The 16,454-nt window shown below is 45.5% G+C and carries 17 protein-coding genes; 9 read left to right on the top strand and 8 right to left on the bottom strand.

Annotated elements, in window-relative coordinates:
- The first annotated feature begins 585 nt into the window (after window positions 1–585).
- The 5 genes from ACZMB2_RS07105 (at window position 586) to ACZMB2_RS07125 (ending at window position 3,947) form a co-directional block, all read left to right on the top strand.
- A complete protein-coding gene (locus tag ACZMB2_RS07105) occupies window positions 586–957 on the top strand; it encodes a hypothetical protein (protein ID WP_487596163.1) in 372 nt (123 codons plus the stop codon).
- A 181-nt stretch (window positions 958–1,138) separates the two neighbouring features.
- Window positions 1,139–1,321, top strand: a complete 183-nt coding sequence (locus tag ACZMB2_RS07110) for a hypothetical protein (protein WP_118771135.1) — start codon at window positions 1,139–1,141, stop codon at window positions 1,319–1,321.
- 675 nt (window positions 1,322–1,996) lie between these two features.
- On the top strand, window positions 1,997–2,374 hold the full coding sequence (locus tag ACZMB2_RS07115) for a DUF4186 domain-containing protein (protein ID WP_487596164.1): 378 nt from the start codon (window positions 1,997–1,999) through the stop codon (window positions 2,372–2,374).
- A gap of 12 nt (window positions 2,375–2,386) precedes the next feature.
- Window positions 2,387–3,358: an ADP-ribosylglycohydrolase family protein gene (locus ACZMB2_RS07120; protein WP_487596165.1), complete on the top strand. Its 972-nt coding sequence runs from the start codon at window positions 2,387–2,389 to the stop codon at window positions 3,356–3,358.
- A gap of 298 nt (window positions 3,359–3,656) precedes the next feature.
- Entirely contained in the window at window positions 3,657–3,947 is a 291-nt protein-coding gene (locus tag ACZMB2_RS07125; RefSeq protein WP_487596166.1) for a hypothetical protein, read from the top strand.
- 15 nt (window positions 3,948–3,962) lie between these two features.
- Here ACZMB2_RS07125 and ACZMB2_RS07130 read toward each other — a convergent pair whose 3' ends face one another.
- Window positions 3,963–4,526, bottom strand: coding sequence for a DUF4317 family protein (locus ACZMB2_RS07130; RefSeq protein WP_487596167.1), 564 nt, complete (start codon window positions 4,524–4,526; stop codon window positions 3,963–3,965).
- A 139-nt stretch (window positions 4,527–4,665) separates the two neighbouring features.
- Here ACZMB2_RS07130 and ACZMB2_RS07135 point away from each other — a divergent pair, with 139 nt between their 5' ends.
- The 4 genes from ACZMB2_RS07135 to ACZMB2_RS07150 all read left to right on the top strand — a co-directional run bounded on the left by ACZMB2_RS07135 (window position 4,666) and on the right by ACZMB2_RS07150 (window position 8,538).
- Window positions 4,666–5,592 (top strand): calcium/sodium antiporter, encoded by a 927-nt coding sequence (locus tag ACZMB2_RS07135; protein WP_487596168.1) that lies wholly within the window; start codon window positions 4,666–4,668, stop codon window positions 5,590–5,592.
- Between the two features lie 143 nt (window positions 5,593–5,735).
- On the top strand, window positions 5,736–6,410 hold the full coding sequence (locus tag ACZMB2_RS07140) for a YjjG family noncanonical pyrimidine nucleotidase (protein ID WP_487596169.1): 675 nt from the start codon (window positions 5,736–5,738) through the stop codon (window positions 6,408–6,410).
- Window positions 6,411–6,423: 13 nt separating this feature from the next.
- A complete protein-coding gene (locus tag ACZMB2_RS07145) occupies window positions 6,424–7,878 on the top strand; it encodes a DUF1846 domain-containing protein (RefSeq protein WP_487596170.1) in 1,455 nt (484 codons plus the stop codon).
- Entirely contained in the window at window positions 7,879–8,538 is a 660-nt protein-coding gene (locus tag ACZMB2_RS07150; protein ID WP_487596171.1) for an HAD family hydrolase, read from the top strand. It begins immediately after the preceding gene.
- Between the two features lie 51 nt (window positions 8,539–8,589).
- Here the strand turns inward: ACZMB2_RS07150 and ACZMB2_RS07155 are convergent, their stop codons facing one another.
- From ACZMB2_RS07155 to murC, 7 genes are all read right to left on the bottom strand, one after another.
- Window positions 8,590–9,249 (bottom strand): peptidylprolyl isomerase, encoded by a 660-nt coding sequence (locus ACZMB2_RS07155; protein ID WP_487596172.1) that lies wholly within the window; start codon window positions 9,247–9,249, stop codon window positions 8,590–8,592.
- 79 nt (window positions 9,250–9,328) lie between these two features.
- Window positions 9,329–10,063 carry an esterase family protein gene (locus ACZMB2_RS07160; RefSeq protein ID WP_487596173.1) on the bottom strand — a complete coding sequence of 245 codons (735 nt, stop codon included), beginning with the start codon at window positions 10,061–10,063 and terminating at the stop codon, window positions 9,329–9,331.
- Window positions 10,064–10,066: 3 nt separating this feature from the next.
- Window positions 10,067–11,323: an ATP-grasp domain-containing protein gene (locus tag ACZMB2_RS07165; protein ID WP_487596174.1), complete on the bottom strand. Its 1,257-nt coding sequence runs from the start codon at window positions 11,321–11,323 to the stop codon at window positions 10,067–10,069.
- Between the two features lie 57 nt (window positions 11,324–11,380).
- Window positions 11,381–12,565: a ribose-phosphate pyrophosphokinase gene (locus tag ACZMB2_RS07170; protein WP_487596175.1), complete on the bottom strand. Its 1,185-nt coding sequence runs from the start codon at window positions 12,563–12,565 to the stop codon at window positions 11,381–11,383.
- A 98-nt stretch (window positions 12,566–12,663) separates the two neighbouring features.
- Window positions 12,664–13,626 (bottom strand): ATP-binding protein, encoded by a 963-nt coding sequence (locus ACZMB2_RS07175; protein WP_487596176.1) that lies wholly within the window; start codon window positions 13,624–13,626, stop codon window positions 12,664–12,666.
- 33 nt (window positions 13,627–13,659) lie between these two features.
- Window positions 13,660–14,697 carry a DnaD domain protein gene (locus tag ACZMB2_RS07180; RefSeq protein WP_487596177.1) on the bottom strand — a complete coding sequence of 346 codons (1,038 nt, stop codon included), beginning with the start codon at window positions 14,695–14,697 and terminating at the stop codon, window positions 13,660–13,662.
- A 307-nt stretch (window positions 14,698–15,004) separates the two neighbouring features.
- Window positions 15,005–16,384, bottom strand: a complete 1,380-nt coding sequence (gene murC / locus ACZMB2_RS07185; protein WP_487596178.1) for a UDP-N-acetylmuramate--L-alanine ligase — start codon at window positions 16,382–16,384, stop codon at window positions 15,005–15,007.
- Between the last annotated feature and the right edge of the window lie 70 nt (window positions 16,385–16,454).

The raw sequence follows: 16,454 nt of genomic DNA on the forward strand, positions 1-16,454 counted from the left end.
CTTTCCAGTAAAAGCTGTCGAATGTATGTTTTCTTTTTTTCTTCAAAAATTTTCCTTTTAAATAAAGCTGCCGGGAGCCGTGGAGTTCCCCTCAGACAAGACTGCCGGGAGCCGTGGGTCTATAGCGCGTCAACCCCCTTTTCAGTTCCTGTTTCCCGGCGCCACAACTAGCTTTTGCAGGTGAAATGGGTCTGAATCGCAGATTGCTGATCGCGAGTTCCCAAGTTTTTGAAAAAGGCAGGAACTTTTGTAAGCAAGTTGGCGCTGAGAACCACGCTCCGGCGTGGACGGGGAAATAAGGGGGCACAGCCCGGTACGGACTTTTTTCTTTTGTCGTAAATGTTGCCTTTCTGAGTAGCGGAACTTACCCAGAACGGAGACTCCTTTCCCGAAATTCTGAGCAAGTCCGTCTTCAATTGAGGTTCATTGTCGGGGATATTTGCTCGAAGTGAGCTTCCGAGTTTTCCAGAGATGGAAAGTTCTTTTCTTGCAAAACATAAATTTTTTGAAATGGGTGAAACTTTTTAATGGAACCAGTGATCTAATAGATTGAAAATAGAAAATAATTTGCAGGAGGCAATAATTATGAAAAGAAAATTTGCAATGATGGTACTTGTAACAACAATGACAGCATCTATGATGACAGGCTGTGGGGCAAAGTCAGATAACGCAGGAGCAGCACAGCAGGAAGAAACTACACAGCAGGAAGGAACTGCAACAGAGGGACAGTCTGAAGAGACATCTACTTTTACCGGAACATTAGATGAAGTAAAAGACTTTATGTTTGTTGTAACAGGTGAGGATGGAACCTGCTATGAATTTACTTTCGATGAGGAGAAGCCGGAAGGACTGGACAGTGTAAATGTAGGTGACAAGGTGACTGTAACTTATACAGGTACCGCATCAGAAGTAGACCCGTTTGACGGGGAAGTAATTTCTGTAGAAGCAGCAGAATAAAAGCTCTGACTAAAAATGTCTTGGCTGGAAAGAGTGAAGGTGCACTGGCAGCATACAGTAAACTGTTAGGAATTTCATATGGGGTGACAAAAGGCATTTCCTGCGGGAGATGCCTTTTTCTTTTCTCAAAAAGTTCTTTCATTCTATTGAAATTTTCCAAAGCAGAATCGAGGAAAATAAAATGGCAAAATACAGAGAAATCCCATGTAAATACTATATCGCACTGGGGCAGTGCACCAAAGGCAGAGAGGCCTGTCATAAGACCTACTGTCAGCACTGTGCAAAATATGAGCCACGTGCACGGGTACATCAAGTGAATAAAAAGAAACAGTATTTGACGAAAATCAGGAAAGAAGAGTATTAAAAAGTCGGATATACTTAAAGCAATATAAAATGCAACAAAAATGTTTCACAAAAACAATGCACATGTTATAATACTTTTGTTGTCGCTCCCAATCTGGCAACGGAAAGGGGGGTATTGTTTGGAATTCATTATTTCCTTTTTGGTCTCTGTCGCAGCAGGTGTAATTAGCTACTACATTTGCAAATGGCTAGACAGAGACAACAGCGACGATTAGCCTGAACAGATGCACAACTGTATAACAAAGTGAAGAAAACCCCCGGAACTGCCATTCCGGGGGTTTTCGTTTGGTGTTGTTTGGACACTATTTCCTTTTTAGCTACACCCAGTATAGCACAGGGAAATAGCTAAATCAAGTATATGTTAGAGTATGATTTTTATGCGTGTTTTGAATGTTTTAAGATTAAGATTGTATTTTTACATATAATATGATACTTTTAGCATATATATAAAATACTATAAATGATTCGAAAAACTAAACATTAGAAAACTATAATTTTTGTCTGAACGTGGAGGAATATGATGGGAATATTTTCAAAAGAATTAAGAGAACTGGATAGAAACACCGTACAGTTAATGATTGATGAGATGCGGGCGGAAATAGCAACAGAAAATATAAGCCAGTATCTGCATATTATATGGAGATTTATATGCAGATAATGGAGGAGAAGCGACAAAGTGACAAAAGAGGAATGGTTTGCTCAATTATTTGATCATCTGGAGCATTCAAAATTTCGAAGCAGTTTTCATCTAAAACAGCGGGACATTGATTATATAAATGAAAAAGGCATGGACACGATCAGGGATCACGCCAGAGATTTCATAGAAAAAAGGGAGGCGCCTGCATATATTCCAAACGATGGAAGGCAGACGCCAATGAAAGGACATCCGGTTTTTATCGCGCAGCATGCGACCGCAACCTGCTGCAGGGAATGCATCAGAAAATGGCATAAAATACAGCCAGGTAGGGAATTGAGTCGGATTCAGCAGGAGTATCTGGTTGAGGTGATCATGACCTGGATTCAGAAAGAAATGGATCAACGGAAAAATGACTAGGCGAAAAAGGGGATGGCGAAAATGCAGAGGGAAATGAGCAATATCTGGAAAGATGGAATGTTGGGATTAATTGTTGGGGATGCCTTGGGTGTACCCGTGGAATTTATGTCAAGAACGGAGCTGATGAAAAATCCAGTAACAGGAATGCGGGAATATGGAACCCATCATCAGCCAAGGGGCACATGGTCTGATGACAGTAGTATGGCACTGGCAGAACTGGATAGTATCAGAACGGTCGGAAACATCGATTATACCGATATGATGGAACGGTTCAGCAGATGGTGCATGCATGGGGAATATACACCATTTGGAGAGGTATTTGATATAGGAATGGCAACGTCAAGAGCTCTTATGAATTATGCAAAGGGAATGGCACCATTGGAATCGGGCGGAAAGACAGAGTGGGATAATGGAAATGGTTCTCTTATGCGTATTCTTCCGATTTGCCTGTATTTGTTCGAGCGCCAGAAAAAAGTTTGTACTTCAGAAAATGAGAGTATTTATATGATTCATGCAGTATCGGCACTCACCCATGCGCATTTAAGAAGTCAGATGGCATGTGGAATTTACTATTTCCTGGTGAAGGCAATTCTTGAACGGGAAGGGACGCTGGAAAATCGGTTACAGGAAGGAATGGATCGAGCATTTCAATATTATCGGCAGGATCTGTCTAATCATCGAGAGCTGGAACAGTATCATCGACTGGTTGATCTTTCAGAATTTAAAGGGCTTTCAAAAGAGAAAATCAAAAGCAGCGGTTATGTGGTGGATACCTTAGAAGCAGCTGTATGGTGTCTGCTTCATTCCCAGTCTTATAAAGAAACAGTGCTGATGGCCGTGAACCTTGGAGAGGATACAGATACCGTTAGTGCAGTCGCTGGTGGACTGACCGGATTGTATTATAAATCGGATGGAATTCCGAAAGAGTGGATACAGGTACTTCAGCGAAGAGACTGGATTGAGGAAGTACTGCAGGGCGTATGATGCATTCATCATGTTTAATGCCCAAAGATGATAGTAGAAATCCTGAAAAATCATTATAATTGCTATATATAAAAGTTATTTGGACATATAGCTGGTTTTGCTTTCTGCCTGCCCGAGGATCTGTATTTTCCCGGGCAGAGGCTATTGTAATTTTTTCATACGTCCAAACAAGCACTTTAAATGTGTTTTGCGAAGGGATTTTCACTTCTAAAATTTGATTCAATGGGTAGAATATAAGTTCCCACTTTCATCTGCCCAGAAGAATAGAAATTAACTGACAGGACCATGGCTTACGTTTTTGAGCAGCGACGAACCGGAAGATATTGTCCGGTTGATTACGGATTATCCGGAGTTCAAGGTGATCTATGACGAAGTCTATAATCTTTGTTTGAATGTGGAGAAGGTGATGGAAATGTTCTCGAAGGAACTAAAAGAACTGGATCAGAATACAGTGCAGCTGATGATTGATGAGATGCAGAAAGAACTGGATGCCAAGGATGTTGAAATAGAAAATCAGAAAAAAGAATTGGAATCCAAAGACAACAGAATCAGAGAGCTGGAAGAAAAACTGAAAGTTTTTACAAAGTAAGAAGTCTTTTTCTTCTTACTCCAACACATAAATCTTCCCCGTCTCCGTACCTCTTCCCTCAAAGGCCGGGTACAGGAATCCGGCTTCGGGCGTGCCCATCTCGTACTCGCCGACAAGGGGACTGATGGCGCAGATCAGGAACTGGTAGACTTCTTCGGATTCCCACTGGCTGGTGTGGTCAGTGCCTTTTCTGGGGACATCGTAGGTTCCGTAAAATACATAGATACCGTAAGGATAGCCTGGTTGATGGCGTTCTCCGATATATTCGTAGAGATTATAGAGGAGAGCGTCATTTTTTAGTTCGCATTCCCTAAGGGCCAGGAGGAGTTTGCGAAATTCACTGGAAGATCCGATGGAATGGCTTTTCAGCTGCTCATTGGTTTTGGCAAAGGGGATAGCCTTGGCAAGCTTCAGATTTTTCTCCTGGTCGGCTTTGCTCAATTTCAGAAAATGAGTATGAAAAGTGCCGTCGATGAAGCCTTCCTCATCCATATAAGCGCCGGCCAGGCGGCTGAAACAATTTCTGGAAAGGGTCATGCGGCGTGTCAGTTCCATCATATCTTCGCGGTTGATGTTCATGGGTGTACGCTCCTGTCATAAGATAACGTTATTTTAACATATTTTCCGGGAAAGGTCGTAAAAACTTTGGTTCTGTCCTTGCATCTGTTTTGCACAGCGCATACAATAAGATCATTACGAAGTGAGGAGGAAAACCGAAATGACGTATGTATCATTACTTGTAGGATTTATATTATTGATTAAGGGTGCGGATTATTTTGTGGAAGGAAGCTCCGCAGTGGCGCGGAAATTTCATATTCCATCTATGGTAATAGGAATGACCATTGTGGCCATGGGAACTTCCCTGCCGGAATGTGCGGTCAGTGTGACAGCGTCCATTGCGGGAAGTAATGAGCTGGCAGTCAGCAACGTGGTTGGCTCTAATATTTTTAACTTGATGGTAGTATGCGGGGCCTGTACTCTGTGGACTCCAATGGCAGTCAGTCAGAAGACACTAAAGCAGGAACTGCCTTTTTCGATTGCCATGGGTGTGATTTTGTTGATTCTGGGATACTCTGGCATGGCAATCAGCCGGGCAGATGGATTGATTTTCCTGGTGATTTTCGTCTGCTTTCTTATGTGGATGGTGCGCGCGGCAAAAGCCAATCCGATACAGCCGGAAGAAGAGGAACCAAAGATGCTTCCTGGCTGGAAGTGTGCGCTGTACATCCTTCTGGGCGGCGCTGCTATTATGTGGGGCGGAGATCTGGTGGTGGATTCGGCATCGGCCATTGCAGCGAATTTTGGACTGAGCCAGAACCTTATTGGTTTGACGATTGTAGCTATGGGAACTTCCCTGCCGGAGCTGGTGACCTCTGTGGTTGCCTCCCGAAAAGGGGAAGTGGATATGGCCCTTGGAAATGTATTGGGTTCTAATGTGTTTAATATCCTGATGGTGCTCGGTGCAGCGGCCGCGATCAGTCCTATTGCATTTGTGCAGGAAAATATGATCGATATTATTCTCCTGACGGTGATGAGTCTTATTGTGTGGGTATTTGCCTGGACCAGAAAACAAGTACGCCGCAGCGAGGGTATTATCATGCTGCTTGTCTATGCAGCGTATATGGTTTATATTTGTATGAGGTAACCACCCAAACGGAAGTCGCATTCTGCGACTTTCGGCCTGGTGGTTACCAATACAGAGCCAATCACCATAATTCATAAAACTCCCGGTTGAGTTTTTGCAGAGAATCTAGTATGCTTATAACCAGTGGATAAGGAGGAGCCAGATTGGAACTGAAGGTACTTTTTTTAGATATCGACAATACTCTGCTGGATTTTAATGCAGCTGCGGAGGAATCCATGAAACATTGTTTTCGGATGTTTGAACTGGAATATCAGCCGGAGATGTTTTCCGTGTTTCAGGAAGAAAATAATAAAATCTGGAGAAAGATTGAGAAGCGGGAGCTGAAGGTTGCGGATCTTCGGACGGTTCGTTGGCAGACGATCCTTAAAAAACTCGGATTGGAAGCCGATGGCGCAGCCATGGAAGATGAATTTAAAAAGTCACTTCATGAAAGTGCGGTGCCGGTAGACGGTGCCATGGAAATCCTTCCTTATCTTTATGGAAAATACCGTTTGTGTGCAGCAAGCAATGGACCTTATGAGCAGCAGATCAACAGGCTTCAGAAAGCGGACATGCTGAAGTACTTTGAACACTGTTTTGTGTCGGAACGGATGGGAGTGGAAAAGCCAGCACGTGGATTTTTTGAAAAATGTTTTGCAGTGCTTCCGGAAATTTCACCGGAGAAAACCATGATGATCGGCGATTCCCTGACAGCGGACATTGCGGGCGGCCGGCAGATGGGTATGAAGACTTGCTGGTATGACCGGGAGCAGACAGGCCATCTTCAGGAAGCGGATTTTACCATTCAGAATTTGAAGCTGCTAAAAGAGATTTTATAAGGGGAGAAACTACATGAAAAAAGGATTTGATAATGACAAATATCTGGCAATGCAGTCAGAACACATCAGAGAGCGGATTCAACAGTTTGACAACAAACTGTATCTGGAGTTTGGCGGGAAACTGTATGATGATTATCATGCATCCCGTGTACTTCCGGGATTTGAGCCAGACAGCAAACTGCGTATGCTCATGCAGCTGGCAGATCAGGTGGAGATTGTAATTGTTATCAGTGCAGAGGATATTGAAAAAAATAAAGTGCGTGGTGATCTGGGCATCACTTATGATTCGGATCTGCTTCGTTTGAAAGCAATTTTTGAATCTAAAAATCTGTATGTGGGAAGTGTCTGCATTACCCATTATGCAGGACAGTACAGCGCTCAGATGTTCCAGACTCGTTTGGAGAAAATGGGCGTGAAAGTATATCGTCACTATCTGATTCCGGGATATCCGAATAATATTCCGCTGATTGTCAGTGAGGAAGGTTACGGACATAACGATTATATCGAAACTACCAAACCGCTGGTTGTTGTGACGGCTCCGGGACCGGGAAGCGGAAAGATGGCAACCTGCCTGTCACAGCTCTATCATGAGCATAAGAGAGGTGTGCGTGCAGGCTATGCAAAATACGAAACCTTCCCCATCTGGAATCTGCCATTAAGCCATCCGGTAAATCTGGCATATGAGGCAGCAACGGCTGATCTGAACGATGTCAATATGATTGATCCGTATCACCTGGAAGCCTATGGAAAAACAACAGTAAACTATAACCGCGACGTGGAGATCTTCCCGGTACTGCGTGCTATGTTTATGGAGATCTACGGCGACTGCCCGTACAAATCCCCGACAGATATGGGCGTGAATATGGCAGGAAACTGTATTGTAGATGACGAGGCATGCTGCGAGGCATCCGGTCAGGAGATTATCCGCCGTTACTATCAGACGTTGGTCAATATTGCAAGAGGAAAATCCAAAGAGGAAGAAGCTTATAAGATTGAGCTGCTCATGAACAACGCCGGAGTCAGCGTAAAAGACCGCAAGGTAGTGACTGCAGCCAATGCCCGTGCCGAGGAGACCGGACATACGGCAGCCGCAATTGAGCTTCCGGATGGAACCATTTTGACCGGAAAGACCAGCGATCTTATGGGAGCATGCTCAGCGCTGCTCATCAAAGCACTGAAACATCTGGCTGGTATTGACGAGGATGTGCTTCTGATTACACCGAATGTGATCAAACCGATTCAGAAACTGAAAGTAGAGTATCTTGGCAGCCGCAATCCGCGTCTTCATATGGAAGAGGTACTGATTGCTCTGTCTTCCAGTTCTGAGAGCAACCCGCTGGCAGATCAGGCGCTGCGTCAGCTTCCGAACCTGCGCGGCAGCCAGGCGCATATTTCCCGGATGTTGAGCGCAGCAGATGAGAAGACGTTCCAGAAGCTTGGAGTTATGTTTACTTCCGAGGCAAAATAAATGAAAGCAATGATATTTGATATGGATGGGGTTCTGGTAAATACAGAACCCCTGCATTATGAATGTTGGAAAGCAGCGCTGGCAGACGAGGGGGTTGATATGTCCTATGAGGTTTACAAACCCTGTATCGGTTCTACAGTCGGTTATCTGATGAAACTCTTGAAAGAAGCATACGGAGAAACGGTTTCCGATGCGGAGACGCTTCGGGCACGGATGTATGCGAAGAAAGAAGAGATCGTGCAGAAGGATGGATTTCCACAGATTCCAGGTGTGAAAGAAGCTATAAAACGTTTTCATGACGAAGGCTTCCGTCTGGAAGTAGCGTCATCCTCCGCAGGTTACTATATTGGCAGGGTGCTGGATGCACTGGAGATCCGCCAGTACTTTGAATGCTATACCAGCGGAGAGGAAGTGGATCACCCGAAGCCTGCGCCGGACACCTTTGTGCGGGCTATGGAAAAACTGAAACTGAAACCGGAGGATTGTCTGATTGTGGAAGATTCCACGAATGGCGGAAAGGCAGCAGCGGCAGCAGGCACGAAATGTGTCTGGTTCCACAATCCAGATTCCGGAGATCAGCAGATTCCCCATGCGGTGCTTGAGATCGCTTCCTGGAGTCAGGAAAATGTTGAAAAAATCATAGAGTTGATGAAACAGTAAAAACGCCCCGGCATTATGCAAGATGCCGGGACGTTTTTATCATAATGATGACTAATCAATAACCGTTACGGACGTGATGACCGGTTGGTCATCTGCCTTTACCGTACCGTTATTGTCCTGTACAGGGGTGTTTTCACAGATGGCATCTACCACATCCATGCCGTCGGTTACATGGCCAAAGGCAGCGTACTGGCCGTCCAGGAAGGTGCTGTCCTCATGTACAATGAAGAACTGAGAGGAAGCACTGTCCGGATCGTTGGCTCTTGCCATGGAAATGGTGCCGCGTACATGGGAAATATCGTTTTCCACGCCGTTCTCGGAGAACTCTCCTTTGATGGTCTGGTCAGAACCGCCGGTTCCGTTTCCTTTGGGATCGCCGCCCTGGATCATGAACCCGGAAATGATGCGATGAAAAGTCAGACCGTCGTAAAATCCATCTTTTGCCAGATTGATAAAATTGGTAACGGAAATCGGTGCAGTGTCTGCATCCAGTTCCAGAGAAATGGTGCCGTAATCCTTTACATCAATGGTCACATGATGAAGACCGGTGAGAAGCTCGGTGTCTTCTTCGGAAGAAGCATCGGTGGTTTCCTCCGCGGTTGTCTCGTTCGTGTCGGATGCCTGTGCCTCATCGGATTTGGAAGAACCACATCCGGCTAACAGGGTGCCGCACATTGCTACAGATAAGAAAAGAGCAGTCAGTTTTTTCATAAATATACCTCCAAATATAGATTCCGTTTCCATTGTAGAAGCCGAATCCGGGAAAGTCAAATGTAGATTCTGTGAACAGTTACAAAATCTTGCCCAGAAAATAGGGCGCTTGTTTCTGCCACCAGTTCCAGTCGTGGGCTACGTCGTATCCCCAGTAATCCACAAAGGCAGGGATGCCTTTGGCGTGCAGAACGCCATCCAGTTTCCTGGTATCTGCCAGGAGTTCATCTTCCCAGGCACCCTGTCCGACGCAGAAGAACATATCGCTTTTGCGATAGAGAGACATGTAAGGGTGATCAGCCGGCATGTTCTGCAGGCAGTGATAAGGAGAGTTCAGATAAACCAGATCGTCCATATAGCCACCCAGCACCTGAGAAGCATCGTAAATACCGCTTAAGCAGATGGTGGCATCAAAACGGTCAGGAAAGCGGAAAAACAGGTTGGCAGCGTGGAATGCACCCATACTGCAGCCCATCGTCATGGCTTTTTGTCCGTTGTTTTCTTTTTCCATTAGTGGAAGGACTTCCTGTACCAGATATTGCATCCAGTCTTCGTGAAGCAGGATCCGGTCTCTGGCATTTTTCCAGGTACAGGACCAGGTCTCTGCATCAATGGTATCTACACAGTAGAGCATCAGTTTTCCTTCTTCAATCCAGGGGGCGCAGGCATCTACCATGCCAAATCCTTCAAAATCATTGTGTTTTCCATCCTGGGAAGGGATGACCAGACAAGGCTTTCCGGCATGACCGTATATCTTCACAGGCATATTCCGGTGCAGACGTTCACTGTACCAGTTCAGTTCATGTATTTCCATTTGTTATGACTTCCTTTGCGTTTTTCTCCGGGCGGTTTTTCTGACCGGTTTCTTTTCTGGTTCGGCGGGTTTTAGATCCAGTGTGTAATGGAAAAATTCTTCCATCTTTTCTTTTGTCTCCAATCTTGCCAGATACATATAATTTCCCATGCCGTGGGCCAGTACTTCCGGCAGTTCCTGAGCCAGCTTCAGACTGTCTGAAAATTCGGTCAGAATCTCTTCGTGGGAGTGAAGATAAGGAAGTTCCTTCCAACGGCCGACATAGGCACAGAAACAGTGGGTAGACTTGGTCTGATGACGAAGCTTGTCATAGACCATCATATCGGCATAGTGCTGATAACAGTCCGTGCTGTAGGCAAAATTCACCATATCCGGGGTCGGACCACCAGACGGGCGCATATTGACTTCCAGTCCTACAACCTGACCTTTGGGTCCCAGATAGGGATGATCCTCCGTCAGACGGAAGAATTCCAGATGGACAAAACGGCTTCGTACACGGAAGGCTTTTAAGCATGCCCGGCCGGCCGCTTTCAGATCCTCTGCCACATGATCTACGATGTAGAATCGGATGGAGCCATGATTGTTCACACTATCCATAATAGAGATGGGTGTCACATTTCCCGTTTCAAAGAGAACGGTTCCTTTGCTGTTTACAATCGCATCATAGGAACAGATTTCGCCGGGAACAAATTCCTCCATAATATAGGGGATGGAAGGAAGGTTCTGAAAAAACTGTTCCAACTCCTGTTCGTTGGTAATTTTCCAGGTATCGCAGGCACCGACACCTCTGTTCGGTTTCACGATGACCGGATAGCCCACTTCCTGAATAAATTCTTTGGCAGCTTCCGGATCGTGTACCATATGATAACGGGCGGTGGGGATCTTTGCCTTTTCGTATCCCTTTTTCATCTGGGATTTGTGCTTGATCAGCGCCATGTCCTTTGGCTGCAGTCCGGTTGTAATATGAAAATCTTCCCGAAGCTTTGCATCCTGTTCCAGCCAGTACTCGTTGTTGCTTTCCAGCCAGTCAATCTTTCCGTGATGGAAGGAAAGAAAAGCTACTGCCCGGAACATCTCGTCATAGTTTTCCATATTGTCTACCTTATAATATTCTGTCAGGGCAGATTTAAGCTTTTGGGAAAGGGCATCATAGGGAGTATCTCCAATGCCCAGCACATTGACTCCGTCCTTTTTCAAGGAAACACAGAAATTTTCATAGTTGCCGGGAAAAGCAGGAGAAATAAATACAAAATTTTTCATAAAGGTCTCCTCTTATGGAAAAACCCCGGCTCATGCAGCCGGGGTGCTTTCGCTGTCTTATAAACGTCCGTTTCTGTACTTTTCCAGGAACAGATGAATTCTCTCAAATGGATCCAGGAGATCACTGATGGAAGCATCATGATTCAGGGTATCGATCAGAAGAGCAATGTATTTGCTCATGTCGCAGCTGATGTAATACGGTCTGGATAAAAGCTCCGGTGACTGATAAATCAGGTTGGTGGTGAATACGCGGTCAAACAGTCCCTCTTCATATGCCTTGTCAAAACGTTCCATACCGTTGGTAAACAGACCAAAGGTGGAATACAGGAAAATACGTTTTGCATGAAGGGATTTTAACTGGCGTGCTACGTCGATAATACTCTCACCGGAAGAAATCATATCATCAATAACCAAAACGTCTTTGCCTTCTACATTGCTTCCCAGAAATTCATGGGCAACAATGGGATTGCGGCCATTGACAATTTTGGTGTAATCGCGGCGTTTGTAGAACATACCCATATCAACTCCCAGAACGTTGGCCAGATAAACAGCACGTCCCATGCCGCCTTCATCCGGGCTGATTACCATCAGATGATCACTGTCTACCTGAATGTCCCGTACATTGGTGAGCAGGGCTTTAATAAACTGATAAGCCGGCTGTACCGTCTCAAAACCGGACAGTGGAATGGCATTCTGTACACGCGGGTCATGGGCATCAAAAGTAATGATATTATCCACTCCCATGTGAACCAACTCCTGCAGTGCCAAAGCACAGTCAAGAGATTCTCTGGCGGAACGCTTATACTGGCGGCTCTCATAGAGGAAGGGCATGATAACGGTGATACGTCTTGCTTTACCGCCGCAGGCTGCGATGATACGTTTCAGATCCTGATAATGGTCATCAGGAGACATATGATTCTCGTGACCGCAGAGGGAATAGGTCATGCTGTAGTTGCACACATCTACCATAATGTAAAGATCGCGGCCGCGGACAGATTCCTGAACAATTCCTTTCGCTTCACCGGAACCGAAACGGGGTACTTTCGCATTCAGAAGGAAAGAATCCTGTTCGTAACCTTGAAAGGGAAGGCTGTTTTTATGTTCATTTGCACTTTCGTGTCGCCACTGAACCAGATAATCGTTCACCTTTTTTCCAAGATCTTTACAGCTCGGCAGGGCAATAATGCCGAGGGAGCCAACAGGAATTGTTTCAAGAACCCGTTCACTGCGCTGAATATTCATGAGATAACCCTCCGTATTGTATAAAATATAAAAGATATATAAAACTTATTTTTCCATTTAAAACCATAACATCAGTACCTGCTACCGTCAAGGGGATTTCAACGGGAACCGGAAAGTTTTCTTCGAATCCGGATGTCACTCCCCGCAAATTTGAGGAGTGTAAAGGAACTGGTGATACGGGAGAAAATTCGTTCACTGTATACGTCCCGGAACTGCTGCAGGGACAGATTGGTCGAAATGATGGTGGAACGTCCGGATAATGCCCGTTCATTCAAAATCTGGAAGAGCTTGGATACCGTAAAGGTGTTGGAAACTTCCGTTCCCATGTCATCAAGGATCAGAAGGTCACTTTCCAGAAGAGGCTCATAGGCCTTCCGGAACTGTTCGGAACTGTTTCCTATGGTGCCGGACAACAGTTCAAATAACTGGAATGACGTAAAATACACAACGGAATATCCCTGGTCCAGAAGCTGTCCTGCAATACAGTTGGAAAGAAAGGTTTTTCCGGTACCGACAGATCCGTAGAACAACATGCTCCGCCCGTCTCGGGTAAACGTATCTGCAAAGTTCTGGCAGGTTCTGATGATGGACGGCATGGCTTTCTGTTGTTCCTCATCATAGACATCATAGGAAAGAGAAGAAAAATTTTCCTTCTGCAATACCTTTTCCATCCGGGAAGAAGAATAGAGGAGCTGAATTTCCTTCTGACGGAAACAATGACACTTCTTCCGGTCAATATATCCGGTGTCCTTACAATCCGGGCAGGTATAATGCATTTCCATATAATCAACAGGATAGCCGGCATTTTTCAGAAGCAGATCCCGTTCCTGACGAAGTCTTGTCAGCTCCTGCCGGAGTGTCTCCAGTGCGTCGGGCTCTTCATCCATGAGCTTCTCCGCTTGCCGGACGCTGCAGGAAGACATGGTCTCCTGAATCTCCCGGATCCGTGGAATCTTCTCATAAATCTCATCAATCCGGGCACATTGCTGCCGGTAATTCTCATATTGTCTGCGGTCATACTCCCGCATAATGGAGTCATACTGACTGTTGGTCAATGCCATGGTATCTTTTACCCCCTCTCCCCGTCAGGCATATCAATGGTTCTGACTTTCCAACAGCTGTTTTTCCAGCTCATCAAAATCGTAATCACGCTGCTGAAAATTAGAAAAGCCGGTAGATCTCGCCTGGGCGGGAGCGGAAGCACGACGGGAGCTCTTTTTCTGATGCTCCTGATCCAAGGCGGACACATCGGTCATATTATGTACATGCTGGTCAGACCAGCGCTGCAGGATCCGGTCTGCATACTCAAAATTTGGTTTATGAAGCCGCTCCATGGTTCTGCGGCAGGCTTCCAGAACCAGCTCCAGTGTAAAGTCATAGGTATCTAGCCATTTTTCGATATATTTAAGCTCCGGATCCACCGGATTCCGGTCGTTGATGCCGAAAGCTTTCATAATGGCGAAGGTATTTCTGCGGTAGGTAGTGGTTCGTTCCTTTGCCTGGCTGACGGTGGAAATACCATCCTCGGCCCATGCCAGGCCTACTTTGCGAATGTAGTGGATACTTTTGCTGCCTTTGCAGACACAGTATTCCACCAGATATTCAATAAGATCAGCGGAAAAATGAAGCTGATCATAAAAATAGAGCAGTGTTTCAATCTCAGAGGAAGATAAAGTCTTTCCAAGATACTGGTTGCATACGAAAAGAAGCTGCCGGCATTCTGCCTGCTGGGAGAACTGCTCAAGCTCTTCCGGGCTGTAGGATTTCTGGTCGGGAATGGTCTGCTGTGGCTGGGCAGATAAAGTTACGGTCTGGCTCTGTTCATTGGCAGGCGCCGGGATGCTGCACAGATAAATGCCCTGCAATACATTGGATGTATCGCATTCCAGAGAAAGAATTCCCTGTTTTTCCCAGTATTTGAGGGCACGAAGAATGTCACTTTCCGTGCGGTCCAGCGCATCTGCCAGTCCTGCCACGGATAATGCGAGATCCGGCCGGTTCAGGGCGCGCAGCAGATATAAATATACTTTTACATATTCACCATTGGCGCGGGGCATGTAGTAGTCCAGAAAATAATTGGAAATACTGGTCATACCGGCGCTTTCACTGGATTTTAAAACAAACTGGCTCATTTAAGACTCTCCTCATCGCAGGATGGCTGAAAGCATCATCCTGCCATATACGGAGTATAGCACAGCTCTTTGGAAAAAGAAATAGGAGGACAAACGAGGGAAAGCAGATGTGGATAATGTGGATAACTTAGTGGACAGTTTTCATTATTGGAAACCGCATTCGACAGAAAATGACTGTAATTTCAAAGAAAACCAGGATTCTGACAAAAATGGTTTCACCGTATTATGTAAATGTCTTATCCACGAAAAAATCCACATATTTATACAACTTTGAATGTTGATAAACATGTGGATAATGTGGATAACTTTATTTTGATAATAAATTTTCCCCGATTTTCAGCACATCTCCGGCACCCATAGTTATCAACAGGTCCCCGTGCATACATTTTTTCAATAAAAATTTTTCGATTTCGTCAAAAGTGGAAAAGTAATAACAGGGTTTGCCAAGTTTCTCGATCTCTGCCTGCAGGGTCTGGGAACTGATGCCCAGGGTATCGGTCTCCCTTGCTGCGTAAATATCTGCCAGAACGATGTGGTCTGCGTGGGAAAGAGCTTTTGCAAACTGCTGCATAAATGCTTTGGTTCTGGTATAGGTATGAGGCTGGAAGACACACCACAGCTCTTTGTGGGGATAGTTGGCAGCAGCTTTTAAGGTTGCCTCGATCTCTGTCGGATGATGTGCATAGTCATCAATGATGGTAAATCCATTGACTTCGCCTTTGTACTGGAAGCGGCGGTCGGTGCCGTGGAACATGGAAAGACCGTCACAGGCTTCTGCGAAGGTGATGCCAAGCTCCATGGAGGTAGCCAGGGAAGCCAGTGCATTAGAGACATTGTGAAGTCCTGGTACGTGAAGGGTAACGGAGCCCTCTTCTTTGCCATGGCGAATCAGTTGGAAGGAAGCACAGCCCTTTTTGTCATAGGAAATATTTTTTGCCGTATAATCTTCAGAACCGGTCAGACCGTAGTTGATAACACGGGCTTTTACGTCTTCTGTAATTTCTTCCGGATGTGCAATTTCACCGTTCAGAACTAAAAGTCCGTCTTCCGGAAGAAGTTTTGCAAACCGGTGGAAAGAATTTCGAATGTCAGCCAGATCCTTGAAGAAATCCAGATGATCTTCTTCTATATTTAAGATGACAGCCACCGTCGGGAAAAAGGACAGGAAGCTGTTGGTATATTCGCACGCTTCGGTAAGAAACAGGTCAGAATGCCCCACACGGATATTTCCACCGATTTCCGGAAGAATGCCGCCTACGGAAATGGTAGGATCTTTCTGGGCCTCCATGAAAATCATGGACAGCATGGAGGTAGTTGTGGTTTTGCCGTGGGTTCCGGAAATACCGATGGCCGTATGATAATTTTTCATGATCTGCCCCAGCAGTTCGGCACGGGTGAGCATGGGAATGGCCTGTTTTCTGGCCTCTGCAAATTCCGGATTGTCCGGATGAATGGCAGCTGTGTAGACAACCACGTCAATGCCGGAAATAATGTTGGAAGCTTTCTGTCCGTAGAAAACGGTGGCTCCTTTAGAAACCAGGTGATCGGTCAGTTCGCTTTCTTTTGCGTCGGAACCGGATACGGTGAATCCTTCCTTCAGAAGGATTTCGGCAAGACCGCTCATACTGATGCCGCCAATGCCGATAAAATGTACATGAACCGGTGATTCGAAATTTATCTGATACATAGTGAAACGCAGCCTTTCTTAGAGAATATAGTATTTTTTTATATTATATCTTATTTGAAAGAAAAAGCAA

The sequence above is a fragment of the Hominiventricola sp. genome (assembly GCF_057604405.1).